A 26,261-nucleotide genomic window follows, 5' to 3' on the forward strand; every position below is an offset into this window, starting at 1 on the left:
CGTCGGTATAGCCGTCCCCGCCCAGCGTATAGTTCAGGGCCACGACGTTGGCGGCGATCGGCACAACCCACTTCTCGGGCGCGCCGAAGTCCACCGCCCCGCCGTCGCGGGCCAGGGCCGCGCCCTGCCCCACGGTCGCGCGCGACTGGTCCTCCAGCACGCGGATGCCCTCGATCCCGCCGCCCGAGACGGCCTGATAGGTCGAGACCGTCAGACGCTTCAGCCCGGCCGCGTCGTGCAGGGGCTTCAAAACCGGCATGGCGGCCATGGTGGTGCAGTTGGGGTTGGCGATGATGCCCTTGGGCAAGTTGGCCAGGGCTTGGGGGTTCACCTCGGCGACCACCAGCGGCACTTCGGGGTCAGAGCGCCAAGCCGATGAGTTGTCGATCACCACCGCCCCGGCGGCCGCCACCTTTGGCGCCAGGGCCTTGGACGTCTCGCCGCCGGCCGAGAAGAAGACGATATCCAGACCGGCGTAGTCGGCGCTCGCCGCATCCTCGACCACGATCTCGGTCTCGCCGAAGCGGATCGTCGTGCCCGCCGACCGGGCCGAGGCGAACAGGCGCAGCGAGGCCAGCGAGAAGTTCCGCTCAGCCAGCAGCCCGCGCATCATCTCGCCGACGAGGCCGGTGGCGCCGACGATTCCCACGTGGGGCGGATTGGACGGGGAAAAGGACATGAAGGCGTCTCCTGACAGGATGGAGGCGCGGGGTTCAGCCGGATCGACCGCCCCGCGCATCGGCGGGGCTTGGGATCGGGTTTGACGCTAGACCGTGCGCGCACCCGAAACCGCCCCGCCGAAGCCGGTGGTTTTCAGGGTCATCGCTTTGGTCAGGCGCTGCGTCACGGCGACGCTCTCTAAGGGTGAGAACCGGTCGTGTAAACGGCCGACCACGGAAAAATCAACGCAGCAAGCATGATCGCGGGCTTGCCTGCGCAATAAAGCCGTCGATCTCGCCTCCCGTCATCCTCAAGCTTGACCCAAGGATGACGGAGCCGAAGGTTCGCGTATCAGACCTTCGACAGGATCAACGTGCCGTTGGTGCCGCCGAAGCCGAAGCTGTTGGACATGACGTGGGTCAGTTCGCCATCGTGGCGCTGGCGCAGGATCGGCATGCCTTCGAACGCCGGATCGAGATTTTCGATATGGGCGCTTTCGGCGGCGAAGCCGTTCTGCATCATCAGCAGACAGTAGATGGCTTCCTGGGCGCCGGCCGCGCCGAGCGAGTGGCCGGTCAGCGACTTGGTCGAGGAGATCATCGGCATCTGGTCGCCGAAGACGGCGCGCACGGCCTCCATCTCCTTGGCGTCGCCCACGGGCGTCGAGGTCCCGTGCGGGTTCAGATAGTCGATCTTCGGATTGCCGGCCTGTTCCAGCGCAATCTTCATGCAGCGCTGGGCGCCCTCGCCCGAGGGGGCGACCATGTCGTAGCCGTCGGCGTTGGCGCCATAGCCGGTGACTTCGGCGTAGATGGTCGCGCCGCGCGCCTTGGCCCGCTCGTATTCTTCTAGCACCACGATGCCGGCGCCGCCGGCGATGACGAAGCCGTCGCGGTTGGCGTCATAGGCTCTGGAGGCGACCGACGGATTGTCGTTGAAGTCCGAAGACATGGCGCCCATGGCGTCGAACATGTTGGACATGGACCAGTCGATGTCCTCGCAGCCGCCGGCGAAGACCACGTCCTGCTTGCCCCACTGGATTTGTTCGACCCCGGCGCCGATGCAGTGGGCCGACGTCGCGCAGGCCGAGCTGATCGAATAGTTGATGCCGCGCATCTGGAACCAGGTCGACAGCACCGCCGACGGGCCCGACGCCATCGCCTTGGGCACCGCGAACGGGCCGATGCGCTTGGGCGCGCCCTTTTCGACCGTGGTCGCGGCCGCTTGCAGGATCACCTGGGTCGAGGGGCCGCCCTCGCCGACGATCAGGCCGATCCGGTCATCCTTGATCTCGTCCGCCGTCATGCCCGACGACTTCAGCGCCTCTTCGAAGGCGATGTGGCCCCAGGCGGTGCCGTTGGCCAGGAAGCGGGCGGCGCGACGGTCGACCAGCTCTTCCCACGGGCCGATCTTGGGCGGCGCCCAGACCTGGCTGCGGAAGCCGTATTTGGCGTGGTCCGGGGCATGAACGACGCCCGAACGGGCTTCGCGCAGGGACTGGGTGACCTCCTCGGCGCCGTGGCCGATGGAAGAGACGATGCCCAGGCCGGTGACGACGACACGACGCATGGTGTTTCCTTCTTGATGCTTCCTGGTCCGAGGACCGTCCGCCTTGTTCGCGGTTATATAGGGGCGTTAACCGCCCGCCGCCTCATCCTTGGCGCCGAACAAGCCCACCCGCATGTCGTTGCAGGTGTAGATGACCTGGCCGTCGGCCTCCAGCACGCCGTCGGCGATGCCCATGACCAGCTTGCGGTTGATGACGCGTTTCAGGTTGATCTTATAGACCACCTTCTTGATGTCCGGGGTGACCTGGCCGGTGAACTTGACCTCACCGACGCCCAGGGCGCGGCCGCGGCCGGGACCGCCGATCCAGCCCAGATAGAAGCCGACCAGCTGCCACATGGCATCCAGGCCCAGGCAGCCCGGCATGACGGGGTCGCCGATAAAGTGGCACTGGAAGAACCAGAGGTCGGGATGGATGTCGAGTTCGGCCTCGACATAGCCCTTGCCGTGCTCTCCGCCGTCCGCATTGATCGTGGTGATGCGGTCGAACATCAGCATCGGCGGGGCGGGCAGCTGGGCGTTGCCGGGACCGAACAGCTCGCCGCGGCCCGAGGCCAGCAGGGCCTCATGATCGAAGGACGAAGGATATTGGGACTGGGTCAAGGCGCTTCCGTTTCTTGATACGTTGCGCGCGGGTTACACGACCGCGCTGCTTCGCTCAACAGCGTGCGGTCAGTTGCGACCCGTGCCCGCGGGGCGATTGGCGTTGCACAGCGCCCGCTCCTGGGTGCCGAAGACCGCCCGCTGGGCCACGAAACCCTCCAGCCGTCGCGCCCGGACCTTGCACCAGCCCTCCTCGCATTCGTCCAGCATCACCAGGGCGCGCGGCGACAGGCGCGCGCGCACCGACGCCGTCTCGGATCGGCCCGAGCGGATCGGCACTTCCTCGGCGGTCGTATTAAAGACATAACGCCGGCCCGATGACACCGTACGGTGGATCCAGGCCACGGCCCCGTCGGGATCGCAGATCTTGCGCCATTCCGTCGTCTCGGCGATCACCTGAACCGGCAGGCCGGCGGCCCGGTATTCCCACAGGATCGGATAATCCAGGCCCGGCCCCTGGCGTGCGCGGACGTGCGAGGACTTCAGCGAAATCCAGCGCGGCACCTCCAGCCCGGTGGGCGTCGGGCGGCCGTCGGGCATGGTCGCGCCGGCGCTCGCCATCACGCCGAGGCCGAGAATGGCTCCAACGAGGGCGATGCGGCGTCGCAGGCTTTGGAAGATGGCGGCGGCTTTGCTAGACACTGATTGGAACGACCCGTCGCGCGGGCTTTGATCCGTCTGAATCGCCGCCCGCTAACCAAGGCCGAGAATGTCCCCCCGCAAGCTTAAGGTCGTATTAACCAGACGCCTGCCCGACGCGGTCGAAACGCGTATGCGCGAGTTGTTCGACGCCGAGCTGAACCTGAAGGATCAGCCGATGGATCGCGCCGCCTTGCAGGCCGCCGTCCAGCGGGCCGAGGTTCTGGTGCCCACCATCACCGACGTCATCGACGCCGACCTGATCCATGGCGCGGGCGAGCAGTTGAAGATGATCGCCAACTTCGGCGCGGGGGTGGACCATATCGACGTCGATGCGGCCGTGGCGCGCGGCATCATCGTCACCAACACGCCCGGTGTCCTGACCGAGGACACCGCCGATCTGGCCATGAGCCTGATCCTGGCCGTCAGCCGCCGCATCGTCGAGGGCGCGCAGGTCGTGGCCGAAGGCCGGTTCGAGGGCTGGACCCCGACCTGGATGTGCGGACGCAAGCTTTGGGGCAAGCGGCTGGGCATCGTCGGCATGGGCCGGATCGGCCAGGCCCTGGCCCGTCGCGCCAAGGCCTTTGGGCTTCAGGTCCACTATCACAATCGCAAGCCCGTCCCGGCCTTGATCGAGGAAGAACTGGGCGCGACCTACTGGGACGATCTGGACCAGATGCTGGCCCGGATGGATATCGTCTCGCTGAACTGTCCGGCGACGAAGGACACCCACCATCTGCTGTCGGCCGAACGCCTGGCCCGGCTTCAGCCCCACGCCATCCTGATCAACACCGCCCGCGGCGAACTGATCGACGAGGCGGCCCTGGCCCAGGCGGTGGCCATGCGCGCCCTTTCCGGCGTCGGCCTGGACGTGTTCGAGAACGAGCCCGCCATCCATCATGGCCTGTTGGGCCAGTCCAATGTCGTGCTGCTGCCCCACCTGGGTTCCGCCACCCTGGAAGCGCGCCAGGACATGGGCGACCGCGTCATCGCCAACGTCATGACCTACCAGAACGGCCATCGCCCGCCTGACCGCGTCATCCCGGCAATGCTCTAGCCTGCCGCCAGCAGCCGCTCGGCCGCATCGGGATATTTCTGCGCCAGCCGCGCCGCCCAGTCGGCCTTGAGCGGCAGCGGCGCGCGCACCTCGCGGATGCGGCGTTCGACCAGGGCGGCGGCCTCGCGGTGCGCGGGCCAGTCCATCAGAAACCCCAGTGCCGTCTCGACATCGGCGTAGGTTGCGGCGTGAGCCAAGGCGCGGTCCAGCGCCTCCACGTCGTCGAAATCCGGCAGACGCGCCAGATAGGCCCGCAGCAACGGCGCGGACAGGTCACGCTCGAACATCGCCCAGCGCAGGTCCTGCGCCTCGTCCTTGCGGCCCTCGGCTTCCAGCAGGTCGATCGAGGTCGCCTCCCACGCCGGCGTCAGGACCGGCGGTCCGGCCTGCGGCGATCGCCCGAAGGTCCAGCGCCGGTTGCCCGCCGAAGGCTTGAGCGCCGCCTCCAGCGCCTGACGCGCTTCGGGCACACGGTCCGCGACCAGCAACCGCTTGGCCATCACCGCCGCAAAATCCGGCGAGCCCCGTTCCTCCGGCGTCGTCATCGACAGCCACAGGTCCAGATCGCCCGCCCGGTCCGCCAGCCGTCGCACGACCGCCCGCATGCCGCGCGCGGTGGATGTAGTATCGAGACGACCCAGCAGCCTCTTGGCCAGGTCAGCCGTCAAATCGACGCCGCCAGCGCCGATCCAACGGGCGTATTCGAGCGGTTGTCGCGCCACCGCCTCCGCCATCAGACCCACTGTGCTGTCGTCCGTCCGAACCGCATCCTCGGCGATCCGCCACAAATCCGCGGCAGCCGTTTCGAAGGCTGCGGCCAGTTCGCCCTTCTGATCCTTGACCCGAGACGACAGGCCGCGAAACAGATCGAACCAGCCGATCAATCGCTCCAACCCCATCGCCGGCGCGGCTTCGGCCAGATCCTCGACGATTGCAGCCCGCAGAATCTCCAGATCGCGCAGCAGGTCCGGCCGCTTTCGCCACGACACGCGCGCGCGGCTGGCGGCGATGGTGGTCAATCGTTTGTCGATTTCCAGGGCCAGCAGATCCGGCCCCGCTTCGGCCGCCATCACCAGCCTGAGCCGCCGCTTCAGGATCGCATCCGCATCCGCCGCCTGCATCAGCAGTTCGCCCAGACGCTCAGCGCCTAAGCCGCTGAGATTTGCGGCGTTCAGCCGTTTGGGCGAGGCGGGACGTCGGGCCATCAGGCCTCCTTTTCACAAGTCTGTCGGACCGAACTCACACGGCTGTCGAAAACCGCTGGCAGGGGAGGAACCGTCGTAAACGCGCTTCGTTTCCGGCGTCCTGATCGAGGAAGTGTGCGTTGGACTCCTACTACTGCATCGTCAACCTGCCGGGCGTTCCGGTGCGGGACATCTGCGTCCTCGACGCGGCGAACGACACGGCGGCCAATCAGGCGCTGGAGGCGATCGCCCGCAACTGGGTTGGGTTCGAAACCCTCTATCTCTATTGCGGCGAGCGTCTGGTGACGGTGCTCAGCAACCCGGCGCTGGGCTTCGCTCCGCCGCTGCCTGACTTGGATCTGGCCGACATCCATTTCGCGACGGCCGCCTGAGCGTCAGCCGCAGACCGGGCATTCCGGATCAGCGGCGACCCGCACGGTCCGCGCCGAGGCCGCCAGACCGTCATACAGCATCAGCCGTCCCGTCAGGGCCTCGCCCGCGCCGGTGATCAGCTTGATGACCTCAAGCGCCGCCATCGACCCGATCACGCCGGTCAGAGCGCCCACGACGCCGACGCGCGCACAGGTCTCCGCATCCGGCGGGATCTCGGGCACCAGGCATTGATAGCAGGGCTGGCCCGAAAACACCCCGACCTGCCCGTTCCAGCGGCCAAGCGCGCCCGACACCAGCGGCTTGCCCGCCGCAACGCAGGCCGCATTGACCCACAGCCGGGTCTGAAAATCGTCGGTCCCGTCCAGCACGATGTCGAAGGCTGCGATCCGCGCCGCCGCATTCTCGGCGGTGATCCGCTCGGCAAAGGTTTCGACCGAAATATGCGGATTGAGGCCGACCAGCCGTTCCGCCGCCGCCTCGACCTTCGACCGACCGATCTGCGCCGTCGAAAAGGCGATCTGCCGCTGAAGGTTGGACAGGCCCACAACGTCGTCGTCGATCAGGCCCAGCGTACCGACGCCCGCCGCCGCCAGATAGAGCGCCGCCGGCGACCCCACGCCGCCCGCGCCGACGATCAGCACCCGCGCGCGCTTCAGCGCCTGCTGCCCGGGTCCGCCCACTTCGGACAGGACCAGATGGCGCGCATAGCGTTCGACTTCGTCTTCAGAAAAGATCACCGCCCTATTTAGCGCCGCAGAGGTTCCGGCGCGAGGGGCCTGTCGCCTAGCGCCTCAGGCGGCCATCCGGACGTGTTCGCACGACAGCAGCTTTTCCAGACCCGCGCTGGACAGATCGCTCAGGCGCCGTCCGCGCAGAATGTCGGCGGCCTGCTGGGTGCTGAGGGCGCACAGCCGTGCGGGTTCGCGCATCCGCCGCTGCATGACGGGTCGATCATCCAGGACGCGAATGTTGTGATGACGCGGATCTTTCCAGAGGCGAGACATCAAGCGATCCAGGTCCGCACGGGCGCCCTCGATGACTTGGGCCGCCTCGCCCTCGTGGAACAGCATGGCGCTGCCGATCTCGTCGCGGCGATTGTTTCGCTCCGACGCGCCGAGGATTTCGGCAAGCGATTGGGTCGTGTGGTTCGCACCACCGATCATTTCACTCACGAAAACGACACGATAAAGCAAAACCTGGCCCTCAATTTTGAAGAACCGCGAAAGCGGATTGCGCCTTCTAGCCAATATTGGGGTCAAAATAAGACAGCGTTACACCGACGCGCGACAGACTTGATGCCGACGCTCGGCCGCGCCATCTGATCGTCATGACCCAGACCGCATCGAACTTCCCCGATTGGCACGGCACCACCATTCTGGCGGTGCGCAAGAACGGACGCACCGTGATCGCTGGCGACGGCCAGGTTTCGATGGGCCCGACCATCGTCAAGGGCGCCGCCCGCAAGGTGCGCACCTTGGCCGGCGGCAAGGTGCTGGCCGGCTTTGCCGGCGCTACGGCCGACGCCTTCACCCTGATCGAACGGCTTGAGGCCAAGCTGGAGCAGTATCCGGATCAACTGGCGCGCGCCTGCGTCGACCTCGCCAAGGACTGGCGCACCGACCGCTATCTGCGCCGGCTGGAGGCCATGCTGTTGGTGGCGGACAAGTCGTCCATCTTCACCGTGACGGGCGTCGGCGATGTGCTGGAGCCGGAATATGGCGTCGCCGCCGTGGGTTCGGGCGGCAACTACGCCCTGTCGGCCGCCCGCGCCCTGATCGAGGAAACCGATCTGGACGCCGAACAGGTCGCGCGCAAGGCCATGAAGATCGCCGCCGAAATCTGCGTCTACACCAATGGCAATCTAACCGTGGAAACGCTTCGGGCCTGACCCGTCAGGCGGGTCAGATCACTTCGGCAATCAGGCCCAGTGCCTTGGCCTCCTGGGCCTCGATGTACCAGTTGGCAGGGGCGCGTTTCAGCACTTCCTCCATCGTCACCGACGATCCGCGCACCAGGTTCTCGAAACCTTCGTTCTGGATGGCGATGGAGTGTTCCAGCTCGTTCAGCATGGCGCGAACCGAGGCGATGCAGGTCGTCAGCGGCCCCGTGACGTGCAGTTGCGTGTCCATCTTGCGCTCGTGGATCATCACCCGGGCGCCGCGCGTCAGATAGCGGTTTTCCACCGCAAAGAAGCTCATGAAGGTGGCGCCGGCGGAATAGATCGCCGCCTTGCCCAGAAAGACCAGCCGGCGGGACGGATTGATGTCGCTTTGAAAGCGCACATCCTCGCCCATCATGCGCGCCACCTCCGGATCACCGCCCAAGGTCGACAGTTCGATGACAGTCAGCCCGGTGTCGGGCGCTTCCGCCATCTGCTGGCGAAAGCGGTCGTACATGGCGTAATCGACCGCGCCGGCAAGCAGGATACGTGGCGTATCGAACGCTTCGGCGGTCAGAATGCCGCTTGGCGCAGCGTCGGACATTAAAGCTCAGCCGCAGAGGCGGCGTCGTCGCTGACGGGATAGCCCTGCGCCGACGCCCAGGACCGGGCTTCACGGATCGAGAAGAAGGCCTGGTTCTGCAAGCGGCGCGATCCGGCGTCATCGATCAGTTCGCACTCCCACCACCGGATCGTGCGGCGATCTGAGGTGTTGCAGGTGCGCGGAACGAGAAGGGCGTGGGGCGTCATGCGCCATCAACGAAAAATCCGCACAGCGGTTCCGCCGAGATCAGGATTTCGTCTTTAGGAACAGACCATTGCATGGCGCCGACGGACGCTGTCTTCACGTCAGCCGCCGTGCAGAATTTGCGATCAAGGGCGCCTTGGCTTAAGCGCGCGCCATGACCGACGCCGCGCCTCCCCGCCCCCTCGCCCGCAATCCGCGCGGCTTCGCCGACAAGCGCGGCCGTGACCTGACCGCCGAGCGGCGCATCGTCGCGCGCGTGTCCGAGGTTTATGAGCGCTGGGGCTTCGAGCCGCTGGAGACGCCGGCCTTCGAATATGCCGATGCGCTGGGCAAGTTCCTGCCCGACGCCGACCGGCCGAATGAGGGCGTCTTCGCACTGCAGGACGACGCCGGATCGGACGAGCCGGGCGAATGGATGGCCTTGCGCTACGACCACACCGCGCCCCTGGCCCGGTTCGCGGCCCAGACCTGGGAAACCCTGCCCAAGCCGTTCCGCCGCTATGCCTATGGTCCGGTCTGGCGGAACGAGAAGCCCGGCCCCGGTCGCTTCCGCGAGTTCTGGCAGTGCGACGCCGACACCGTCGGCTCGGACCGGCCTGAGGCCGACGCCGAGATTATCGCCATGGGCTGCGAAGGCCTGCGCGCCGCCGGGCTAGACGCTGGCCAGGCCCAGATCCGCGTTTCGAACCGCAAGCTGTTCGACGGCCTATTCGACGCCGGCGGCGTGACCGAAGCCGGTCAGCGACTGACCGCCCTGCGCGCCATCGACAAGTTCGACCGCCTGGGCTGGGAGGGCGTGGTCCAGCTGCTAGGCGAAGGGCGTCTGGACGACTCGGGCGACTACACCAAGGGCGCCCAGCTGCCCGCCAAGGTCACGGCCGCCATCGAGGCGTTTCTGGCCTCGGCCAATACCCCCGGCCTGTCGCGGGCCGAGACGCTGGACGCCGTCGCACGCTCCGGCGACCTCGGCGCGGCGGGCGAGGCGGCGCTGAAGGAGCTGGCGGCCATCGACCGGGCGCTGGCCGCCATGTCGGTCGGTCAGGACGCCGTGAAGTTCGATCCGACCATCGTGCGCGGCCTGGAATATTACACCGGCGCAGTGTTCGAGGCCGAGCTGCTGCTCGACACGGTTGACGACAAGGGTCGTCCCGTCCGCTTCGGCTCCATCGGCGGCGGCGGTCGCTATGATGATCTGGTCGCCCGCTTCACCGGCCAGAGCACGCCGGCGACCGGCTTCTCCTTCGGCGTCTCGCGTCTGGCCTCGGCCCTGCGCGCGGCGGGACGGGGCGCCGAGGACGCCGTGCGCGGCCCCGTGGTCGTCATCGTCTTCTCCGAGGATGACATGGCTCATTATCTGACCGCCGTCGCCGAACTGCGCGCCGCCGGGATCGCCGCCGAGCTCTATCTGGGTCGCGCTGGCATGAAGGCGCAGATGAAATACGCAGACCGGCGCGGCGCCCCGGCTGTCGTCATCCTGGGCGGAGACGAGATCGCCGCCGGCGAGGTCACGATCAAGGATCTGGACGCCGGCCGCGCCGCCGCCGCCGCCATCACGGACAACGACGCCTGGAAGGCCGAACGCCCCGGCCAGATGAAGATCGCCCGCGAAGGCCTGGTCGCCGCCATAAAGTCCATTCTCGAATAAGCTTCGACAATGGACCGCCTCTAAAATGGGTTATCAGTGATAAGTCGAAGAAAGTTCGACTCTTGTGAAACCGGTCGTTGACGACCGACCGGCCCTTGCGTCAAATGACCTCACTCGAGGGCAAGCGTTGCTCAAGCGCGCAGCACTCGAAGGCGTTTCGGGGAGGAAACGTCCGCTCTTTAAAGAGCGCGAAAGCCCGCTGCGATGTATCCCCCGCAGCGGGCTTTTTCGCGTCTGGAGCCCAGACAAATCATGAAAAAATCTCGACAAATTCTCTATGCGACGTCGAGATCGAGCATCTGGTTCTCGATATGGAAAAAGGCCGGGGCGAACCCCGGCCTTTCCATTCTCGAACAAGCGTCGCCCTACCAGAGGCGGACGCGTTCCTCGGGCGTCAGATAGTATTTCGTGCCCGGCTGAACGTCGAAGGCGTCGTACCAGGCATCGACGTTGCGCAGCGGGCCGATGACGCGGAACTGAGCGGCTGAGTGCGGGTCGGTGGCGACCTGCTGCTTCAGCGCCTCGTCGCGGTACTTCGACTGCCAGACCTGAGCCCAGCCGTAGAAGAAGCGCTGGTCGCCGGTCGTTCCGTCGATCACGGGCGCCGGCTGACCGTTCAGCGACAGATGATAGGCTTCCAAACCGACGGCCACGCCAGACGCGTCGCCGATGTTCTCGCCCATCGTCAGGCCAGGGTTGATGTGATAGCCGGCGATCGGCTCATAGGTCGCATATTGCGCGCCCAGCCGCGCCGTCAGGGCCTCGAAGTTGGCCTTGTCTTCCGGCGTCCACCAGTTGCGCAGCACGCCGTCGCCGTCCGACTTGGAGCCCTGGTCGTCGAAGCCGTGGCCGATCTCGTGACCGATCACGCCGCCGATGCCGCCATAGTTGACCGCCGCATCGCCATTCGGATCGAAGAAGGGCGGCTGCAGGATCGCGGCCGGGAAGACGATCTCGTTGTTGGCCGAGTTGTAGTAGGCGTTGACGGTCTGCGGGGTCATGCCCCACTCCGACTTGTCGACCGGCTCGTTCAGACGGGCCAGATCATAGTTCCACTCGAACAGGCCGCGGCGTTCGGCGTTGCCGACCAGGTCGTTCGCGCGGATGTCCAGGCCGGAGTAGTCGCGCCACTTGTCGGGATAGCCGATCTTGACGGTGAACTTGCGCAGCTTCTCCTGCGCCGCCGCCTTGGTCTCGGTGCCCATCCAGGTCAGGTTGTCGATCCGGTGCGACAGGGCGGTGCGCAGATTGGCGACCAGTTCTTCCATCTTGGCCTTGGATTCGGCCGGGAAGTACTGGGCGACGTAGAGACGGCCCGTGGCCTCGCCCAGCGATCCTTCAGCGAAGGAGATCGCGCGCTTTTCGCGGGTGCGCTGCTCAGGTTGACCCGACAGATCGCGCGAACGGAACTCCCACTGAGCGTCGGCGAAGCGCTTGGACATCAGCGGCGCCATGTCGTCGGCGGTGTGGAAGGCCTGCCAGGCCTGCAGCAGTTCGACCGGCGTCTCGGCGTAGATGGCCGCGATCTTGGGCATGGCCGTGTCTTGACGCACAATCAGGCGCGGCACGCCGCCCAGCTTGGCCGCATCGTAATAGGCCTGCCAGGCGAAGCCCGGCGCGTCCTCGGCCAGCTTGGCGATGGTGAACTCGTTATAGGTCCGGTCGCGGTTGCGGTTCTCGACCGGGGTCCAGTGGGCCTCGGCGATCTTGGTTTCCAACGCGACGATCTGGGCGGCGGTCTCGGTCGGGTTGGTCCAGCCGATCATCTCCAGCATCCGGCCGACGTAGGCCTGATACTTCTCTTTCTTGTCGGCGAAACGGGCGTCCAGATAATAGTCGCGGTTCGGCAGGCCGATGCCCGACTGGCCCGTCGAGACGACGTAGCGGGTCGGTTGCTTGGAATCGATCGTGATGCCGGTGCCGAAGAAGGACGAGCCGAAGCGGCCGGCCGTCTGGCCCATATAGACGGCCATCTTGTCATGGCTGTCGGCGGCGCGGATCGCGGCCAGATAGGGTTGCAGCGGCTGGGCGTCCAACTGCTCGATGCGCGCCTCGTCGATGTAGGAGCGATAGGCGTCGGCGACCTTGGCCTCGTCCGATCCGGGCGTCAGGTCGGTGCGGTTGGCCAGGCCAAGCACCAGTTCCTTCATGCGGTTGTCCGACAGCTCGCGCAGCAGGGCGAACGAGCCGTAGCTGGTGCGGTCCGACGGAATGACCAGCTTTTCCAGCGCCTTGCCGTTGGCGTACTGGAAGAAGTCGTCGCCCGGCTTCACCGAGGTGTCGCGGCCGGCCAGGTCGAAGCCCCAGGTTCCGTAGCGGGGCGCCTCTGTGCCCTGCCAGCCGGCCGCCGTCTCTTCGCCCGAGAACAGCGAAACGAGGGTGCAGGCGTCGTCGATGCAGGCGTGGTCGTGACCGATATCCTGAGCCAGGACCGAGCTGGCGGGCAGAAGAAGGGCGCCGACGGCGGCCCCGATAAGCAGACGTTTCATCACTATGTCCCTGTTCCCACCCGGCATCTGGATGGTTCGGCGCAGACCCTAGTCCGGCGAGGGGGGGTGTCGCCTTAAAAAAAGTTCATGATTCCGATGCGACCTCTCGCCACGGCGCGGGTATCGGAGTCAGATACGCCGAAGCAAAGGAGGGCGGATGCACGGTCAGGGCGGCGACTATAAGGATCTGGTGGTCTTCTTGGCGGCCGCTGGCGTCATCGTGCCCCTGGTCAATCGGCTGAAGGTCAGCCCCGTTCTGGGCTTCCTCGCTGCGGGCGTTTTGCTGGGGCCGGACGGCCTGGGGCGATTTGCGCAAAGCCTGCCCTGGCTGTCGTGGCTGACCATCGGCGATCCGGGCCAGTTGGCGCAGCTGTCGGAACTGGGCGTCGCCTTCCTGTTGTTCATGATTGGTCTGGAGCTGTCGTGGGAGCGGCTGCGCGCCATGCGCCGGCTCGTGTTCGGCCTGGGGCTGATGCAGGTCGTCGTCTGCACCGCCGTGCTGGCGGGCGGCTTCATGCTGATGGGCCAGACCCTGGCCAGCGCCGTGGTGCTGGGCATGGGCCTCGCCCTGTCCTCGACGGCCGTAGTGATGCCCGTTCTGGCCGAGCGGGGGCGGCTGAAGGGGACGGTCGGCCGTTCCACCTTCGCCATCCTGCTGGCTCAGGATCTGTCGGTCGCCCCGATCCTGATCACCGTCACCGTCCTGGCGGCCCTGGCCCAGCAGGGCGGCGCCCTGGATCCCGCCGTGCTGGGGCGCGCCCTGTTCACCCTGGTTCCGGCCGCCATCGGCCTGGGTCTGATGGTGCTGCTCGGGCGCGTGGTGCTGCGGCCGATGTTTCGATCGGTCGCCAAGGCGCGCAAGGCCGACCAGGGCGGCGAACTCTTCGTCGCCGCCTCCCTGTTGGTGGTGGTCGGGGCCGGTCTCGCCGCCCAGGCCAGCGGCCTGTCGATGAGCATCGGCGCGCTTGTCGCCGGCGTGCTGCTGGCCGAGACCGAGTTCCGGCGCGAGGTCGAGGTTTCAATCGAACCGTTCAAGGGGCTTCTGCTGGGCGTCTTCTTCGTCGGCGTCGGCCTGGGTCTGGACCTGGACGCCATCGCCGCCGATCCGGTCGGCGTCTTCGGTCTGGCCCTGGCCCTGACGGTCGTGAAGACCGGCGTCATCTTCAGCCTGGCGCGTTTCTGGGGCCTGGGCGCCCGCCCGGCGCTTGAGACGGCGCTCGTTCTGGCGCCGGCGGGCGAGTTCGCCTTCGTGGTCTTCGCCACCGGCCTAGTCGAGGGGCTTGCGCCGCCGCAGCTGACCAACACCGTGGCCCTGTCGGCGACCGTCAGCATCTTTTCGATCCCCCTGCTCGCCCTGCTGGGCCAGAAGCTGGCGCGCAAGTCGGCAACCGCCGGCCATCCCGTCGAGCTTCCAAAGCTGGAGGCGGCGAACGGCGCGGTCATCATCGTCGGCTTCGGGCGCGTCGGCCGTTTGATCGGGGAAATGCTGAAGGCGCACGATCAGCCCTTCATCGCCCTGGACACCGATGCGGGCGCCGTCGCTGCGGGCCGACGTGACGGATTCGATGTCTTCTATGGCGATGCGGGGCGGCGCGAGATGCTCCAGCACTGCGGCGTCCAGTCCACCCGCGCCTTGATCGTCACCATGGACGCGCCGACGAAAGTGGACGAGGTGGTCACCACGGCGCGGTCGATGCGCGACGACCTGATCCTGATCGCTCGTGCGCGCGACGATCAGCACGCCATTCGGCTGTATGGACTGGGCGTCACCGACGCCGTGCCGGAGACGACCGAGGCCAGTCTGCAGCTGGCCGAAAACACCCTGGTCGATCTGGGCGTGCCCATGGGCCTGGTGCTCGCCTCGGTCCACGACCGTCGCGATCAGTTTCGCAAGGCCTTCCAGTCGGCCATCCCGATCGAGCGTCGCAATCGGCCCAGCCGCGCGCTGCGCCGCACGCTACGCCTGGCGCGCGTCGACCCCGCGCCGGAGTAAGCGAAGCCCCTTACAGACCGGCGCCGGACCCATTTTCGTCATGGTTCCGTGATGCAAGCGCGCCTCTCCATGACTGCATCTGCGGAGCAGAAGCGCCCTTTCGGTTCGATCCAAGGGCTCAGATATTCATTCGAGGTTGCTGCCGGGCCCGCCCCGACCAGAGACCGAAAGTAGAGTAAAAGCCTGATTATATGACAGATACCGTCGCCTCCCTCGCTGTCGAGCCCCGCTTGAACCGCCGCCAGGCCGCCAAGATCCGCACGCGACAAAAGGTTCTGGACGCCGCCCGCTCGCTCTTCGCCGAGCGCGGCTATGAGCCCGCCACGATCCGCGACATCGCCAAGGGCGCGGGCATGTCCACCGGCGCCGTGTTCGCCAACTTCCAGGACAAGGCCGAACTGTTCGAAGCCGTCCTGACCGAAGACATGACGCGTCTGGCCGAGGTGGTCGAGGCCGCGGCGCCTGAAGGCGAGCCCGTCCGCCAGCGCCTGGTCAGCGCGCTGAGCGCCGGCTACCACTCCTCGCTGGACCAACTGCCCCTGTTCCAGGCCATCGTGGCCCGCTCGTGGTTCCAGCCCCTGGCCGCCGAAATGCGCGCCCGCGCCGCGACCAAGAACCTGCTGCTCGCCATCAGCAACATCCTTCAGGATGCAGTGGCCAAGGGCGAACTGTCCAAGGACGCCGACAGCCGTCTGCTGGTCGAGCTGATCTGGGACGCCTATCTGTCGAACTATCGCCGCGCCGCCTATGACGAATGGGACGCGCAGGCCCTGTCGGATCATATGGGCAAGCAGATCGACGTGATCCTGGCCGGCGCCATCGCCGCCAAATAAGCCAGAGCAAAGCCGCTTATCGAAAGGCCGGGTCCGCCAGCGCGGGCTCGGCCTTTTTGGTGAGCGTCAGGTCCGGCGTTTCAGGGTGACGTAGAAGGCGCCGTTTCCGCCGTGCTTCTGGTGGGCGATGGTGAAGCCCGACACCACGCCGCGCAGTGCGGGCGAATGCATCCATTCCGCAAAGGCCGAGCGGATCACCCCGCCGCCCATCCGACCCTGTCCGGTGATGACCAGCACCGCCCGCATTCCGCGCGTCTGGCAGGATGTCAGGAAGCCTCGAAGCCGATCCTCAGCCTCGAACCGGCCAAAGCCATGCAGGTCGATGCGCGCCTCGATGGGATCGCGTTCGCGCGACAGCCGCTGCTTGCGGCGCGGCTCCAGATCCTCGGGCGCGGGCTTGGGCTTGTTCGGCGAGGGTCGCTTTTCCGCCGGTGGCGCGACAGCGGTGCGTTTGGGAGACGCCTTGACCAGGGGGCGCGGGCGCTCGATCGGCGTCACCACGATCTCGGGAGGCGTTTCGGCGCCGGGCGTAACGCGGGCGGCCTTGCGCGTCCTCGGCGTCACGACCGATCCGGCCACGCGGGTCCAGATGCGACGGTCTTCGGGCGTCAGTCCGTTTTCGTCACGGCTCGGGCCCTTTCGCCTCATGCCTCGCCGTCGTCCTCGATGGTGTCGCCGGGCCCTGGCTCGTGCGCCAGCAGATCGCCGGGCTGGCAGTCCAGCTCGCGGCACAGGGCGTCCAGGGTGGAGAACCGAACCGCGCGCGCCTTGCCCGTCTTCAGGATCGACAGGTTCGCCACCGTCACCCCGACCCGGTCGGCGAGTTCGGTCAACGACATGCGGCGTTCCACGAGGACGCGGTCGAGCTGGACGCGGATGGCCATGCGGAAATCCTACTTCGAAACGGCTCAGATCGTCAGTTCGGATTCGCGACGCAGGCGCGCGCCCTCACGGAACACCTCCGCCAGCACGAAGACGATGAGCACGGAAAAGATGGGGGTCAGCAGTTCGCCAAAGCCCTGCGGATCCATGACGCCGGGCGCCAGCCGCTTGGCGACGAAGCCCTGGGCCACCCAGACGCCGCCGGTCACAACCGCCAGGGTCAGGCCGATCTGGCGCAGACGGCGCACGTTATCGGGCTGGAACGGGTCGCCCATGGTCAGGGTGCGGATGATGCGACGCAGGCTTCGCAGGATCAGCATGAACCCGCCGAAATAGGCGGTCGCGGCGCCCAAGCCGAACAGCAGCAGGGTGCGCGTCAGCGGCAGTTGCTTGCCGCCGGAATCCCCGCTGACGGTGATATTCACATTGTCCAGGGGAATGAAGATCGCGGCGATGACCAGCAGCAGCAGAATGCCGGTGATCAACCAGAGAAGGATATAGGCGACGTCCAGAACCACCTTCAACACGCTGGACACCGAACCTGGGCCTAGCGCCTTGATCGGTGCGCCCAGCCAGTTCGGAACGCTTGCCTCGCCTCGCTTCAGCGGATTTGGCGGCAGGGGCAGGCGCATGGTCTTTTTGATCTCAAGCCGGGGAAGGCGGGGCGATGGCCACGCGGGGTCCGGCGAACCCGCGCGCGGCTCTATACATCGCGGTCTTCATGCAGGTCGTCAAAGCTCCAGTGATCGAAAAGAGAGGGATCAAAGGGCTTGGAACAGGGTGACGACCAGGGCGGTGGGCAGGGCGGCGATCAGAACGGTGCTGACAAAAGCAGCGCCGACCTTGTCGAGCCACATCGAGGTGTTCATCGTATGCATTGTGGTTCTCCGTCTTTCGTGTTTGGGCGATTATCGCCGTTTGGATTTGTTAGCCGCATGATCATTCCCGGTTTTCCGGAAGTCCTGAACGCTGCGACCTCGTTCCTGACGATCAATAGATAGGCCGTGCGGGCGAAAAAGGCACGTTACATATCGTTTAACGATATTAAACTTTGGCAATAGACTGTTTCAGGAGCGTGATCGACGATGAATCTCAAGCTTATCAAGGGGATGCGGATCGTCGTGGCGACGCACAACGCCGGTAAGGTTCCCGAAATCTCGGCGCTGCTCGGCGGAAATTACGAACTTGTCACCGCCGGCCAGCTGAACCTGCCCGAACCCGACGAAACGGAGAGCACCTTCACCGGCAACGCCATGCTGAAGGCGCGCCACGCGGCCGAACTGTCGGGAGAGGTTTCGCTGGCCGACGATTCCGGCCTGTCGGTCGCGGCGCTGGATGGCGCGCCGGGCATCTTCTCTGCGCGCTGGGCCGGGCCGGGCAAGGATTTCGCCGTCGCCATGAAGAAGGTCGAGGAGCGGCTGGAAGAGATCGGCGCGACGGACCGCACCGCCTGGTTCACCTCGGCCCTGGCGGTCGCCTGGCCGGACGGCCCCTGCGTCGTCGTCCAGGGCGAGGTTCACGGCCAGCTGACCTTCCCCCCACGCGGCGATCGCGGGTTCGGCTATGACCCGCTCTTCATTCCGAATGGGGGCGATCAGACCTTCGGCGAGATGGAGCCGGCGGCCAAGGACGCCATCAGCCACCGCACCGTCGCCTTCGCCAAGCTGAGAGCCGCCCTGATTGACTGATCCGCTTGATCCGGGATCGGACGTCGGCCTCTACGTCCACTGGCCCTATTGCGCGCGCATCTGCCCCTACTGCGACTTCAACGTCGTGCGCGATCGCGGGCGCACCGAGGAACAGGCCGGGCTGGTCGAGGCGATCCTGGCGGATCTGCACGCCCAGAGAGATCTGACAGGTCCGCGACGACTGGCCTCGGTCTTCTTCGGAGGCGGCACGCCGTCGCTGATGGCGCCCGACGCCGTCGCACGCATCGTGGCGGCGGCCCGCGACCTGTTCCCGCCCGCCGACGACATCGAGATCACGCTGGAGGCCAATCCCACGGACGCCGAGGCCGGCCGGTTCGCCGCCCTGGCCGACGCCGGAATCAACCGCCTGTCGATGGGCGTTCAGGCGCTAGACGACGCCGCCCTGCGTTTTCTGGGTCGCGACCATTCGGCGGCCGAGGCCCTGCGCGCGGTCGATCTGGCCCGCCGCGCCTTCGACCGTCTGTCCATCGACCTGATCTACGCCCGACCGGACCAGACGCCTGAAGATTGGGCCGCCGAACTGACGGCGGCGCTGGCGCTCGGTTTCGAACACGTCTCGCCCTACCAGCTGACCATAGAGCCGACGACCGCCTTTGGCCGGGCCTTCGCACGGGGAACCCTGACCCCGCCGGACGAGGACCGGGCCGCCTCCCTTTACGAAACCACCCAGGAGGTCCTCTCGGTCGCCGGCTTCGAAGCCTATGAAGTGTCCAACCACGCGCGCGGTCCCGCCGCCCGGTCGTCGCACAATCTGCATGTCTGGCGCGGCGGCGACTATCTGGGACTTGGCCCCGGCGCCCATGGCCGGCTGACGCTGGACGGCGTCAGGACCGCGACCGTCGCCCACCGCCGCATCGCCGACTATGTGGCAGGCGTCTCGGACCGTACGCCCTGGTCCGAGCGCGACGCCCAGAGTGCGCCCGACGCCGCCGAAGAACGGCTGCTGCTGGCCCTGCGCACCACCGAAGGCGCGCCTGCAACCCTGCTGTCAGCGCTCGGCCTGTCGGCAGAACGCGCGCCGGTCGCGGACCTGATCGCCGACGGATTCCTGATGCTGAAGGCCGAGCGACTGATCGCCACCGAGCGCGGCCGCCCTGTGCTGGATGGCGTCCTGAAGGCGCTGCTGACCTAGCCCTTCTTCAGCCCCAGCATTGCCAGCCAGCCGCCGCTGGTCAGCAGAGCGACATCCAGCAGGGCCAGCGGCAGGGGCGTCGAAACCGGCGCGGCGATGAAGCGCGAGCGCCAGTCCGGGCCGAACTTGGCCTTGTAGCTGCGCAGACCCTGGAAGCCGTAGAGCGCCCCGCCCTCTTCGAACACCAGGGTGCCGACACGGGCGAAGACCGGCGCGATGCGACGATCCTCCAGCCCGGCCAGCGGCGCCATGCCCAGGTCGAAGCTGGCCAGGCCTTCCGCCTTGGCCCACTGGGCGCAGCGAATGAAAAGATAGTCCATCACCCCATGCGGCGCGTCCGGCCGATGTCGCATCAGATCCACCGCCGCCTCGTCCGGCGAGGTCAGCAGATTGGCGAAGGCGACGATGCGGCCGCCCTCCTTGACCACCGCCAGCGGCGTCAGGTCCAGATAGTCGACGTCGAAGCGCCCCAAGGAGAAGGATTTCTCCGAGCCCTCGTGCATGGCCAGCCAGGCGTCCGAAATCTCGCGCAGCTCGTCCGCGATCGCTGCGGCCGAACCGGGCGGAAGAACCTCGAACGAGGAGCCTTCACGCTCGGCGCGATTGATGGCTGTGCGAAGGTTCTGCTTGCCCTTGCCCTCGATGGAGAAGCGGTGGGCGTCAATCACGGCCGTCTCGCCGACCTTGCGCACCGCCAGCCCCATGGTCGCAAGATCGCCCAGCACCTCTTCGCTGACCGAATAGAAGACCGCCGCCCCACCATAACTGTCGGCCATCTCGGCGAAGGACCACAGCAACTCCAGCCGTTCGCTCTTGAGCCCGGCCGGTTCGCCCATGGCGATCCAGCGCCGGCCTCGCACGCGATAGGCCAGGAAGCTGGAACCCGACGGGCTGAACATCAGCGCCTTGTCGCCCAGCATGGCCAGCCAGGCCTCGGGCGTGGCCGTATCAGCCGTCTGCAACGCCTGGAGCGCGCGATCGATGTCGGCCTTGCTGGCCGGTCCGTGACTGTGGGCGCCCGGCGAGCTCAGCAGCGAGCGCCCGGCCACCACCAGCGTCAGGATCGCCAGAACCAGCCCGGCCCGCAGGAAGCCGGACGCCTGGCGATCGCTGAGGAAGCGCCACCACAGCTCGTCATTATAGGCCACGTCGCGATAGGCGAAGAAGCCCAGCCACAGCATGGCCGCCACCACCGCCGTCAGCAGCAGCAGCCAGCTGGGCCGCAGCGGCTCGCTGAGACGCGAGCGCCGGTTGAAGGCCGTGCGGCACGGCGCCAGGAGCGCGGCCACGACCAGCAAATCCGTCGCCTGTTCCCAATCCAGCCCCTTCAGCACCGAAAACACCGCCCCGGCCGCCAGGACCAGCAAGGCGGCCCAATAGGCGCCGCGCCGACGCCGCCACAGACCGGCCGACAAGAGCAGAAGAAGGAAACCGGCGATGCTGCCGACAAAGTGCGACAGGTCGATCAGGATGGGAGAGACGACGCCTGTCAGCTGGCGCAGCCGGCTGTCGAACTCGGGCGTGACCGCAGAGGCCAGCATCAGCGCGCCTGCGCCAAAGGCCAGCACCGCAAAGATCTGAGGGGTCAGTTCGAAGGCCAGGCCCGCCAGTCGGCGGATCAGACCGGATGTGTGCCGGGGGCGGCTGGACAAACGTGGCCTCTCGAATCGCGGATCGCCCGAACATAGACCAAGAATCGTCCAACCGGGGCGCTGCCAAGGTCATTTCGGGGCATACGAAACAATCCGTAACAGAGCGAGTATATAGGGGTGCGGGCGTCGGGCCCGTGCAACTGGGGATGACCCATGACCATCAAGACCGCTCTTCTGGCTGGCGCCGCCGCCGCCTTCATGACCGCCGCGCCGGCTCTGGCGCAAGAAACGACGCCCGCTCCCGCCGCCGCGCCTGCCGCCGCTGCGTCCTCGCAGCAATCGCTGTCGCTGAACCCCGGATCGAGCGTTTCCGGTCCTGATGGCGAGCTGGGCAAGCTTGAGGGCGTTCAGAACAATGCCGAAGGCAAGCAGGAACTCACCGTTCGCGGCGCCGACGGTCAGCTTCGCGCCGTGCCGCTGAGCGGCATCCGTCAGGAAGGAACCGGCGTCGTGGTGGCCTACACCAAGGCCGAGTTTGACGCCGCCGCTCCGATCGCCGGCGCTCCCGCGGCCCCTGCCGCTGATCCGGCCGCCGCGCCCGCGCCGACTGCGGAACCTGCGACTGAGCCGACCGATCCGGCGACCACCGAACCGGCGACCCCGGCTCCGGACAGCGCCTCGCCGGCTCCGACCGAGCCGCAATAGGACAGTCTTCTCCAAGGCTGAATGATCAAGGGCGGCCGGGTTTTCCGGCCGCCCTTTTGTCTGTCCGCAACCCGACGGCGATAGTGGCGCAGCAAAAAGGGCGGCTCGTGAGAGCCGCCCTTTTCGTTATCGACCGACTGTCGGATCAAGCGCGACGCTTGACCAGTCCCAGAAGGAACAGCAGCAGGCAGGCGCCCAGGAACGCCACGATCAGGGTGACGAAGTTGAAGCCGCCAACCGGCGTGCCGAAGACGTTGTTCGAGATGAAGCCGCCGAGCAGAGCGCCGATGACGCCGACGATCAGGTTTGTCAGCAGGCCGTGATTACGACCCATAACCTTTTCAGCCAGCCAGCCGGCGACGATGCCGATGACGAGCCAACCAATGATTCCGAGACCCATGCTGTGGTTCCTTCCTTTAAAAGCCAAGCTGTTGCAGTAAATGCGGCTCGGGCCATACGGTTGCGTCCTGGTTCCAACCTCGCCGCAATAAGGCCGAATTCGCGTCAGGCGCGATCCGGCACGGCGATTGCCGTGATCGACGTGTGTCGTCCCGCATCGGGACAGACGTTGAGACGAGGATCACCGTCATGGCCGACGACATCGACCTTCATCTGGGCCGCCGCCTGCGCCGCCGTCGCCGCCTGCTGGGCCTGACCCAGCAGCAGTTGGCCGTCCAGGTCGGCATCCGCTTTCAGCAGATCCAGAAGTACGAATGCGGCGCCAACCGCATCTCCGCCGCGCGCCTGTGGCAGTTGGCCGAGGCGCTGGAAACGCCCGTCGCCTATTTCTACGATGGCCTGGCCGAGGCGATGGAGGCCGACGCACCGACTCCCAAGAGCGGCGAAGTCTTTTCGCGCAAGGAAACGCTGGATCTGATCCAGGCCTACTATCAGCTGGACGAACGGCCCCGCCGGCGTTTGCTGGATCTGGCCAAGTCCCTGCATGCGGGCGACGCGGCCGCCGCCTGATCTGCGCGTCTCCCCGATCTGCACGTCTCAAGGGGCGCCCATGCCGGCGAAAGCGCGGTAAGGGAATCCCATGACCGAATACGAAGCCTTCGCCATCGAACTGGCGCGCGAAGCCGCGCGCGTGACCCTGCCCTTTTTCCGCTCAGACATCGGGCATGAAGACAAGGGTGGCGCGGCCGGCTTCGATCCCGTCACAGAAGCCGACAAACAGGCCGAGGCCGCCATCCGGCGCCTGATCGCCGCCCGCTATCCCCACCACGGCGTCATCGGCGAGGAGTATGGCGAGGATCGGCCGGACGTCGAGCAGGTCTGGGTGCTGGATCCCATCGACGGCACGCGCGCCTTCATTTCGGGTCTGCCGCTGTGGACCACGCTGATCGCCCTTCGCACGGCCGGCAAGCCGATCGTCGGCGTCATCGCCCAGCCCTATCTGGACGAAATCTTCATCGGCGGCCCGTCCGGCGCGCGCCTGTTGCGCGGCGATGTCGAGACGCCGCTGGCCGTGCGGTCCTGCGAGACGCTGACCGACGCCGTCATCTCGACCACGGACCCCGACATCTTCAACGGCGCGGAACTGGGCGCCTGGACCCAGGTGCGTGCGACCGCCCGCCTCGCGCGTCTGGGCTGCGACGCCTACGCCTACGCCATGGTGGCTGCGGGCAAGATGGATCTGGTCGCCGAGTCCAGCCTGAAGCCCTGGGACTGGTCCGCCCTCGTGCCTGTCATCGAGGCGGCGGGCGGCAAGGTCGTCAACTGGCGCGGCGCAGCGCCGGACGACAGCGGCCAGGTCCTCGCCGTCGGCGACGCGCGTCTGATCGACCAGGCCCTGGTGACGCTAAAACGCGCGGCCGCATGAAGCTCTCACCTGGCGCATATTGACGCAGGTCGAGAGACGGCGTCAGGGTGCGAACGGTTGAGGGGACGGATTTCGATGACTGGGCAGTCCAAACTGGTTGTCGGCGTCGACGTGCCCTGGGTCACGAGTTGGAGCGGCGAAGAGATTACGGGCGCCGCGCCTTGCCGAACCGTCGGCGGCCGTCTCGCCCTGATGCAGGCCAGTGCGCCCGGCGCGGGCAAGCCGCAATATTCGAAGAACCATCTGGTCCGACAGCGCCTGACAGTCGCGCGCATGCTGTGCCCGATGTGCGGCGAGCCGACCCAGGAGGGCGATCGCTGGACCCAGATCGCCGCGCGACGTTGCGCCGGTCAGCTCAGGGCGCGCGGCGGTCAGGTTCGCGCCGACATCGCCGACGACCGGGTCATGATCGACGCCGGCTCGATCGCGCCCCTGCACCGTCACTGCGTCGACCGGTCGATGAAATACTGCCCGCACCTGCGCGCCAGCGACGACGTGCTGGTCATGCGCTTTCCGCGCGAGTGGATCGTTCTGCCCCTGCTGATCAAGGCCGAGACCGGCCCCGGCGTCGCCGTCGCCTTCCTGCAACTATGCGGCGTCACCCAGACGATCGACCGACGCTGGCGTGCCGAAACCGCCGCGTGAACGATCAAACCGCCGCCACGTCTGCAGTCCTCGCCGACGGATCGGTGAGCGCGTCGGCCGCAGGAGCCACCAGATCGGCCATGGCGTCGAATTCGTTCAGGAAGACGGCGCGCAGGTCGTCGGCCTCCATGATGACCTCGTGCTTGGCGCCGGCGACCTCGACGTAGCGGCCGCGCGGGATGCGTTTGGCGGCCCATTGGTTGGTCTGTTTCCACACCACGTCGTCGGCGCTGGCCTGGACGATCACGACCGGCGCCTTGACCGCCTTCAGGGCCTTGGGCTTCAGCGCGCGCTCGCCGGCGTCCAGCGCAAAGGCCAGCCAGCCATAGGTGGGACCGCCGATGGCCAGGTGTGGGCAGGCGTAAAGCTGCTGACGCCACATCTCATAGCGGGTCTCATCCGAGGTCAGGGCGTCCTCGGCGAAGTTGTGGTCGAACGGATCGTCGGGGTCGCCCAGGATGTAGTCGCCGGCCTGGCCGTGGCGAATGTTCCAGCGCACCACCAGCTTGACCGACCACATCGACCGTTTGCCGGTCTTGATGCGCAGCATGGGGCTGGACAGGACCGCGCCGGCGAACCGGTCCTCGCCGCTTTCCAGCGACAACAGATTCAGGCACGCGCCCATCGAGTGACCGACCATGATCCAGGGCTTGGGGCACTGATCTTCATAGGCGTTCAGCAGGCGGTTGTAGTCGTCCAGAAACTCCTCGACCGCACGGGCGTGCCCCTTCAGCCGATCCGGCAAGAGCCGCGCCGACAGCCCCTGGCCGCGCCAGTCGTGGGTCAGCACGCACCAGCCGCGCGCCAGGAAGTTGCCGATCACCTCATAGTATTTCTCGATCGGCTCGGTGCGGCCGGGGCTGAGCACGACGGTGCCGCGCACCTTGTCCGCAGCGAGATGCGATGGCTTCCACAGCCCGGCGCGCAGGCGCATTCCGCCCGCGCCGCGAAACCAGTCGCCCTTTCCGCCGGGCGGCGGGGCGGCGCCGGGAACCCCCATCAACGGGGCGTTGGCGGCGAAGGCTTGGGCGCGGTTCACTCGGGCTTCCTGAACTTCAAGGTCATGCGATCGCTCTCGCCGATCGCGTCATATTTGGATCGATCGAAAGCGGGGTCCGCCGGTTCGCCGCGCGGCGCCGTCAGGCGCGTGGGCGCCAGGGTGTCGACGCCGAACGGGTGATCCTTGGTGTCTTCCGGATTGGCGTTGATCTCGGACGCCTCGACGAAGACGAAGCCCGCCTCGGCAGCCAACTGGCGCACGAAGGCTTCCTGCACATAGCCGTTGGCCGCGACCGGATCCTGATCCTGCGCAGGGGCCAGCCGGTGCTGTTCGATGCCCAGGATACCGCCGGGGCGCAGGGCGACGAAGGCGTCGGCGAAGGCCTTTTCCGCAATGCCCGCCGCCATCCAGCCATGCAGGGTTCGCATGAACAGGCACATCTCGGCCGTACCCGCTGCGGTCACCGGGCCGGACCCCGCGCCGAAGACCGAAAACTGCGGTTCTCCATAGAGCTTTTTGTCGCTGGAGAACCGGGTGCGGAAAGCGGTGTTCAGCACGGCCTGCGCCGGATCGGCGGTCGGCCCCTCGGGGAACAGGGCTGCGACATAGGTTCCCGCCCCCTTGGCCAGATAGGGCGCCAGGATTTCGGTGTACCAGCCGCTGCCGGGCCAGAACTCCACCACCGTCATCTTGGGTTGAAGTCCGAAGAACCGCAGCGTCTCCATCGGGTGACGGAAGGCGTCGCGCGCCTTGTCCTGCGCCGTGCGCCACGGCCCCTCGACCGCCCATTCCAACGAGCCTTCCGGCGGCCCGGCGGGCGTGGGCGGCGCGGCCGGCGCCTTTGCGGCCTCGTCCTTGCGCCCGCAAGCCGCCACGCCGGTCAGCCCCAGCGCCGCAGCGCCGCTCAGCAGAAACCGACGCGACAATCCGCTCGCGCTCGCCAGACGATCAGCCATTCAAAACCTCCGCAGGACGCCGGGACCCGCGTCCGACGCACCCTGACGCCTTGGGCTTAATCGGGT

At 67.0% G+C, this 26,261-nt stretch carries 29 protein-coding genes and 1 pseudogene; 13 read left to right on the forward strand and 17 right to left on the reverse strand.

The genetic code is table 11. From position 1 onward, the window contains the following. The 4 genes from RT123_RS07455 to RT123_RS07470 all read right to left on the reverse strand — a co-directional run. Positions 1-679 (reverse strand): aspartate-semialdehyde dehydrogenase (locus RT123_RS07455; protein WP_313008572.1); only part of this gene is annotated, 679 nt, incomplete at its 3' end. Between the two features lie 332 nt (positions 680-1,011). Next, positions 1,012-2,229 carry a beta-ketoacyl-ACP synthase I gene (gene fabB, locus RT123_RS07460; protein ID WP_017504958.1) on the reverse strand — a complete coding sequence of 406 codons (1,218 nt, stop codon included), beginning with the start codon at positions 2,227-2,229 and terminating at the stop codon, positions 1,012-1,014. A 66-nt stretch (positions 2,230-2,295) separates the two neighbouring features. Then, a complete protein-coding gene (fabA, locus tag RT123_RS07465; protein ID WP_055754351.1) occupies positions 2,296-2,829 on the reverse strand; it encodes a 3-hydroxyacyl-[acyl-carrier-protein] dehydratase FabA in 534 nt (177 codons plus the stop codon). Between the two features lie 69 nt (positions 2,830-2,898). After that, positions 2,899-3,471, reverse strand: coding sequence for an SH3 domain-containing protein (locus RT123_RS07470; RefSeq protein WP_231868706.1), 573 nt, complete (start codon positions 3,469-3,471; stop codon positions 2,899-2,901). Positions 3,472-3,538: 67 nt separating this feature from the next. On the opposite strand from RT123_RS07470, the gene RT123_RS07475 reads away from it, so the two are divergent. Beyond that, entirely contained in the window at positions 3,539-4,525 is a 987-nt protein-coding gene (locus tag RT123_RS07475) for a 2-hydroxyacid dehydrogenase (RefSeq protein ID WP_165115060.1), read from the forward strand. On the opposite strand, the gene RT123_RS07480 is transcribed toward RT123_RS07475, so the two are convergent. Beyond that, positions 4,522-5,730, reverse strand: coding sequence for a DUF6880 family protein (locus tag RT123_RS07480; protein ID WP_313008574.1), 1,209 nt, complete (start codon positions 5,728-5,730; stop codon positions 4,522-4,524). The two genes, RT123_RS07475 and RT123_RS07480, sit on opposite strands and share 4 nt — an antisense overlap. A gap of 119 nt (positions 5,731-5,849) precedes the next feature. Between RT123_RS07480 and RT123_RS07485 the strand changes: the two genes are divergently transcribed. Then, complete coding sequence (locus tag RT123_RS07485) at positions 5,850-6,101, forward strand: hypothetical protein (protein ID WP_313008575.1); 252 nt, start codon at positions 5,850-5,852, stop codon at positions 6,099-6,101. 3 nt (positions 6,102-6,104) lie between these two features. On the opposite strand, the gene RT123_RS07490 is transcribed toward RT123_RS07485, so the two are convergent. Next, positions 6,105-6,839, reverse strand: coding sequence for a molybdopterin-synthase adenylyltransferase MoeB (locus tag RT123_RS07490; protein ID WP_313008576.1), 735 nt, complete (start codon positions 6,837-6,839; stop codon positions 6,105-6,107). Positions 6,840-6,893: 54 nt separating this feature from the next. Further along, the gene (locus RT123_RS07495; RefSeq protein WP_313008577.1) at positions 6,894-7,361 is read right to left on the reverse strand and encodes a BLUF domain-containing protein; all 468 of its coding nucleotides are present in this window, start codon (positions 7,359-7,361) and stop codon (positions 6,894-6,896) included. Positions 7,362-7,429: 68 nt separating this feature from the next. Between RT123_RS07495 and hslV the strand changes: the two genes are divergently transcribed. Further along, entirely contained in the window at positions 7,430-7,990 is a 561-nt protein-coding gene (gene hslV / locus RT123_RS07500) for an ATP-dependent protease subunit HslV (RefSeq protein WP_199061778.1), read from the forward strand. A gap of 13 nt (positions 7,991-8,003) precedes the next feature. Here the strand turns inward: hslV and RT123_RS07505 are convergent, their stop codons facing one another. Together RT123_RS07505 and RT123_RS07510 are read right to left on the reverse strand one after the other, a co-directional pair. Continuing rightward, positions 8,004-8,585 carry an ATP-dependent Clp protease proteolytic subunit gene (locus RT123_RS07505; RefSeq protein ID WP_313008578.1) on the reverse strand — a complete coding sequence of 194 codons (582 nt, stop codon included), beginning with the start codon at positions 8,583-8,585 and terminating at the stop codon, positions 8,004-8,006. Then, on the reverse strand, positions 8,585-8,791 hold the full coding sequence (locus RT123_RS07510; protein WP_055807478.1) for a hypothetical protein: 207 nt from the start codon (positions 8,789-8,791) through the stop codon (positions 8,585-8,587). Before RT123_RS07510 ends, RT123_RS07505 begins: the two co-directional genes overlap by 1 nt. 152 nt (positions 8,792-8,943) lie before the next feature. Between RT123_RS07510 and hisS the strand changes: the two genes are divergently transcribed. Then, entirely contained in the window at positions 8,944-10,434 is a 1,491-nt protein-coding gene (gene hisS / locus RT123_RS07515) for a histidine--tRNA ligase (RefSeq protein ID WP_313008579.1), read from the forward strand. A gap of 365 nt (positions 10,435-10,799) precedes the next feature. On the opposite strand, the gene RT123_RS07520 is transcribed toward hisS, so the two are convergent. Continuing rightward, positions 10,800-12,923 (reverse strand): M13 family metallopeptidase, encoded by a 2,124-nt coding sequence (locus RT123_RS07520; protein ID WP_295189000.1) that lies wholly within the window; start codon positions 12,921-12,923, stop codon positions 10,800-10,802. 157 nt (positions 12,924-13,080) lie between these two features. Between RT123_RS07520 and RT123_RS07525 the strand changes: the two genes are divergently transcribed. The 3 genes and pseudogenes from RT123_RS07525 to RT123_RS15745 form a co-directional block, all read left to right on the forward strand. Further along, positions 13,081-14,916 carry a cation:proton antiporter gene (locus RT123_RS07525; protein WP_313008586.1) on the forward strand — a complete coding sequence of 612 codons (1,836 nt, stop codon included), beginning with the start codon at positions 13,081-13,083 and terminating at the stop codon, positions 14,914-14,916. A gap of 191 nt (positions 14,917-15,107) precedes the next feature. Further along, entirely contained in the window at positions 15,108-15,749 is a 642-nt protein-coding gene (locus tag RT123_RS07530; RefSeq protein ID WP_039243898.1) for a TetR/AcrR family transcriptional regulator, read from the forward strand. Continuing rightward, a pseudogene (locus RT123_RS15745) lies at positions 15,742-15,843 on the forward strand (hypothetical protein); the annotation flags it as partial. The gene RT123_RS07530 and the pseudogene RT123_RS15745, both read left to right, overlap by 8 nt. Here RT123_RS15745 and RT123_RS07535 read toward each other — a convergent pair. The 3 genes from RT123_RS07535 to RT123_RS07545 are packed head-to-tail and all read right to left on the reverse strand — an operon-like array spanning position 15,816 to position 17,263. Further along, entirely contained in the window at positions 15,816-16,397 is a 582-nt protein-coding gene (locus RT123_RS07535) for a Smr/MutS family protein (RefSeq protein ID WP_313008587.1), read from the reverse strand. The pseudogene RT123_RS15745 and the gene RT123_RS07535 sit on opposite strands and share 28 nt — an antisense overlap. Next, positions 16,394-16,633, reverse strand: a complete 240-nt coding sequence (locus tag RT123_RS07540) for a helix-turn-helix domain-containing protein (RefSeq protein ID WP_017504942.1) — start codon at positions 16,631-16,633, stop codon at positions 16,394-16,396. Before RT123_RS07540 ends, RT123_RS07535 begins: the two co-directional genes overlap by 4 nt. 24 nt (positions 16,634-16,657) lie before the next feature. After that, positions 16,658-17,263: a DUF2975 domain-containing protein gene (locus RT123_RS07545; protein ID WP_055754340.1), complete on the reverse strand. Its 606-nt coding sequence runs from the start codon at positions 17,261-17,263 to the stop codon at positions 16,658-16,660. Positions 17,264-17,716: 453 nt separating this feature from the next. Here RT123_RS07545 and rdgB point away from each other — a divergent pair, with 453 nt between their 5' ends. Both rdgB and hemW read left to right on the forward strand, forming a co-directional pair. Next, entirely contained in the window at positions 17,717-18,319 is a 603-nt protein-coding gene (rdgB, locus tag RT123_RS07550) for an RdgB/HAM1 family non-canonical purine NTP pyrophosphatase (RefSeq protein ID WP_271042428.1), read from the forward strand. Then, a complete protein-coding gene (gene hemW / locus RT123_RS07555; RefSeq protein ID WP_313008588.1) occupies positions 18,312-19,472 on the forward strand; it encodes a radical SAM family heme chaperone HemW in 1,161 nt (386 codons plus the stop codon). The genes rdgB and hemW overlap by 8 nt, the downstream gene beginning before the upstream one ends. On the opposite strand, the gene RT123_RS07560 is transcribed toward hemW, so the two are convergent. Then, positions 19,469-21,124 (reverse strand): GNAT family N-acetyltransferase, encoded by a 1,656-nt coding sequence (locus RT123_RS07560; RefSeq protein WP_313008589.1) that lies wholly within the window; start codon positions 21,122-21,124, stop codon positions 19,469-19,471. The genes hemW and RT123_RS07560 overlap by 4 nt on opposite strands. Positions 21,125-21,277: 153 nt before the next feature. Between RT123_RS07560 and RT123_RS07565 the strand changes: the two genes are divergently transcribed. Further along, entirely contained in the window at positions 21,278-21,769 is a 492-nt protein-coding gene (locus RT123_RS07565; RefSeq protein WP_313008590.1) for a hypothetical protein, read from the forward strand. Positions 21,770-21,914: 145 nt separating this feature from the next. Here RT123_RS07565 and RT123_RS07570 read toward each other — a convergent pair whose 3' ends face one another. After that, positions 21,915-22,169, reverse strand: a complete 255-nt coding sequence (locus RT123_RS07570) for a GlsB/YeaQ/YmgE family stress response membrane protein (RefSeq protein ID WP_039243891.1) — start codon at positions 22,167-22,169, stop codon at positions 21,915-21,917. A 188-nt stretch (positions 22,170-22,357) separates the two neighbouring features. Here RT123_RS07570 and RT123_RS07575 point away from each other — a divergent pair, with 188 nt between their 5' ends. The 3 genes from RT123_RS07575 (at position 22,358) to RT123_RS07585 (ending at position 24,239) form a co-directional block, all read left to right on the forward strand. Further along, on the forward strand, positions 22,358-22,738 hold the full coding sequence (locus tag RT123_RS07575) for a helix-turn-helix transcriptional regulator (RefSeq protein ID WP_313008591.1): 381 nt from the start codon (positions 22,358-22,360) through the stop codon (positions 22,736-22,738). A gap of 70 nt (positions 22,739-22,808) precedes the next feature. Further along, positions 22,809-23,594, forward strand: a complete 786-nt coding sequence (gene hisN, locus RT123_RS07580; RefSeq protein WP_313008592.1) for a histidinol-phosphatase — start codon at positions 22,809-22,811, stop codon at positions 23,592-23,594. Positions 23,595-23,669: 75 nt separating this feature from the next. Next, positions 23,670-24,239: a hypothetical protein gene (locus tag RT123_RS07585; protein WP_313008594.1), complete on the forward strand. Its 570-nt coding sequence runs from the start codon at positions 23,670-23,672 to the stop codon at positions 24,237-24,239. A 4-nt stretch (positions 24,240-24,243) separates the two neighbouring features. Here the strand turns inward: RT123_RS07585 and RT123_RS07590 are convergent, their stop codons facing one another. Both RT123_RS07590 and RT123_RS07595 read right to left on the reverse strand, forming a co-directional pair. After that, positions 24,244-25,278, reverse strand: a complete 1,035-nt coding sequence (locus RT123_RS07590; RefSeq protein WP_313008595.1) for an alpha/beta hydrolase — start codon at positions 25,276-25,278, stop codon at positions 24,244-24,246. Continuing rightward, positions 25,275-26,195, reverse strand: a complete 921-nt coding sequence (locus RT123_RS07595) for a methyltransferase (protein WP_313008596.1) — start codon at positions 26,193-26,195, stop codon at positions 25,275-25,277. Before RT123_RS07595 ends, RT123_RS07590 begins: the two co-directional genes overlap by 4 nt. Positions 26,196-26,261: the final 66 nt, after the last annotated feature.

Origin of the sequence: Brevundimonas vesicularis (assembly GCF_032067225.1) — a bacterium.
GTDB lineage: Bacteria > Pseudomonadota > Alphaproteobacteria > Caulobacterales > Caulobacteraceae > Brevundimonas > Brevundimonas vesicularis_F.

Bases quoted from the DNA above. Each gene is read 5' to 3' on its own strand.
- fabB (WP_017504958.1), bottom strand. From the start codon at position 2,229: ATGCGTCGTGTCGTCGTCACCGGCCTGGGCATCGTCTCTTCCATCGGC.
- RT123_RS07525 (WP_313008586.1), top strand. From the start codon at position 13,081: ATGCACGGTCAGGGCGGCGACTATAAGGATCTGGTGGTCTTCTTGGCG.
- RT123_RS07595 (WP_313008596.1), bottom strand. From the start codon at position 26,195: ATGGCTGATCGTCTGGCGAGCGCGAGCGGATTGTCGCGTCGGTTTCTG.
- rdgB (WP_271042428.1), top strand. From the start codon at position 17,717: ATGAATCTCAAGCTTATCAAGGGGATGCGGATCGTCGTGGCGACGCAC.
- RT123_RS07480 (WP_313008574.1), bottom strand. From the start codon at position 5,730: ATGGCCCGACGTCCCGCCTCGCCCAAACGGCTGAACGCCGCAAATCTC.
- hslV (WP_199061778.1), top strand. From the start codon at position 7,430: ATGACCCAGACCGCATCGAACTTCCCCGATTGGCACGGCACCACCATT.
- RT123_RS07530 (WP_039243898.1), top strand. From the start codon at position 15,108: ATGACAGATACCGTCGCCTCCCTCGCTGTCGAGCCCCGCTTGAACCGC.
- RT123_RS07520 (WP_295189000.1), bottom strand. From the start codon at position 12,923: ATGAAACGTCTGCTTATCGGGGCCGCCGTCGGCGCCCTTCTTCTGCCC.
- hisS (WP_313008579.1), top strand. From the start codon at position 8,944: ATGACCGACGCCGCGCCTCCCCGCCCCCTCGCCCGCAATCCGCGCGGC.
- RT123_RS07575 (WP_313008591.1), top strand. From the start codon at position 22,358: ATGGCCGACGACATCGACCTTCATCTGGGCCGCCGCCTGCGCCGCCGT.
- RT123_RS07585 (WP_313008594.1), top strand. From the start codon at position 23,670: ATGACTGGGCAGTCCAAACTGGTTGTCGGCGTCGACGTGCCCTGGGTC.
- RT123_RS07505 (WP_313008578.1), bottom strand. From the start codon at position 8,585: ATGTCCGACGCTGCGCCAAGCGGCATTCTGACCGCCGAAGCGTTCGAT.
- RT123_RS07565 (WP_313008590.1), top strand. From the start codon at position 21,278: ATGACCATCAAGACCGCTCTTCTGGCTGGCGCCGCCGCCGCCTTCATG.
- RT123_RS07510 (WP_055807478.1), bottom strand. From the start codon at position 8,791: ATGACGCCCCACGCCCTTCTCGTTCCGCGCACCTGCAACACCTCAGAT.
- RT123_RS07545 (WP_055754340.1), bottom strand. From the start codon at position 17,263: ATGCGCCTGCCCCTGCCGCCAAATCCGCTGAAGCGAGGCGAGGCAAGC.
- RT123_RS07535 (WP_313008587.1), bottom strand. From the start codon at position 16,397: ATGAGGCGAAAGGGCCCGAGCCGTGACGAAAACGGACTGACGCCCGAA.
- RT123_RS07540 (WP_017504942.1), bottom strand. From the start codon at position 16,633: ATGGCCATCCGCGTCCAGCTCGACCGCGTCCTCGTGGAACGCCGCATG.
- RT123_RS07570 (WP_039243891.1), bottom strand. From the start codon at position 22,169: ATGGGTCTCGGAATCATTGGTTGGCTCGTCATCGGCATCGTCGCCGGC.
- hisN (WP_313008592.1), top strand. From the start codon at position 22,809: ATGACCGAATACGAAGCCTTCGCCATCGAACTGGCGCGCGAAGCCGCG.
- RT123_RS07475 (WP_165115060.1), top strand. From the start codon at position 3,539: ATGTCCCCCCGCAAGCTTAAGGTCGTATTAACCAGACGCCTGCCCGAC.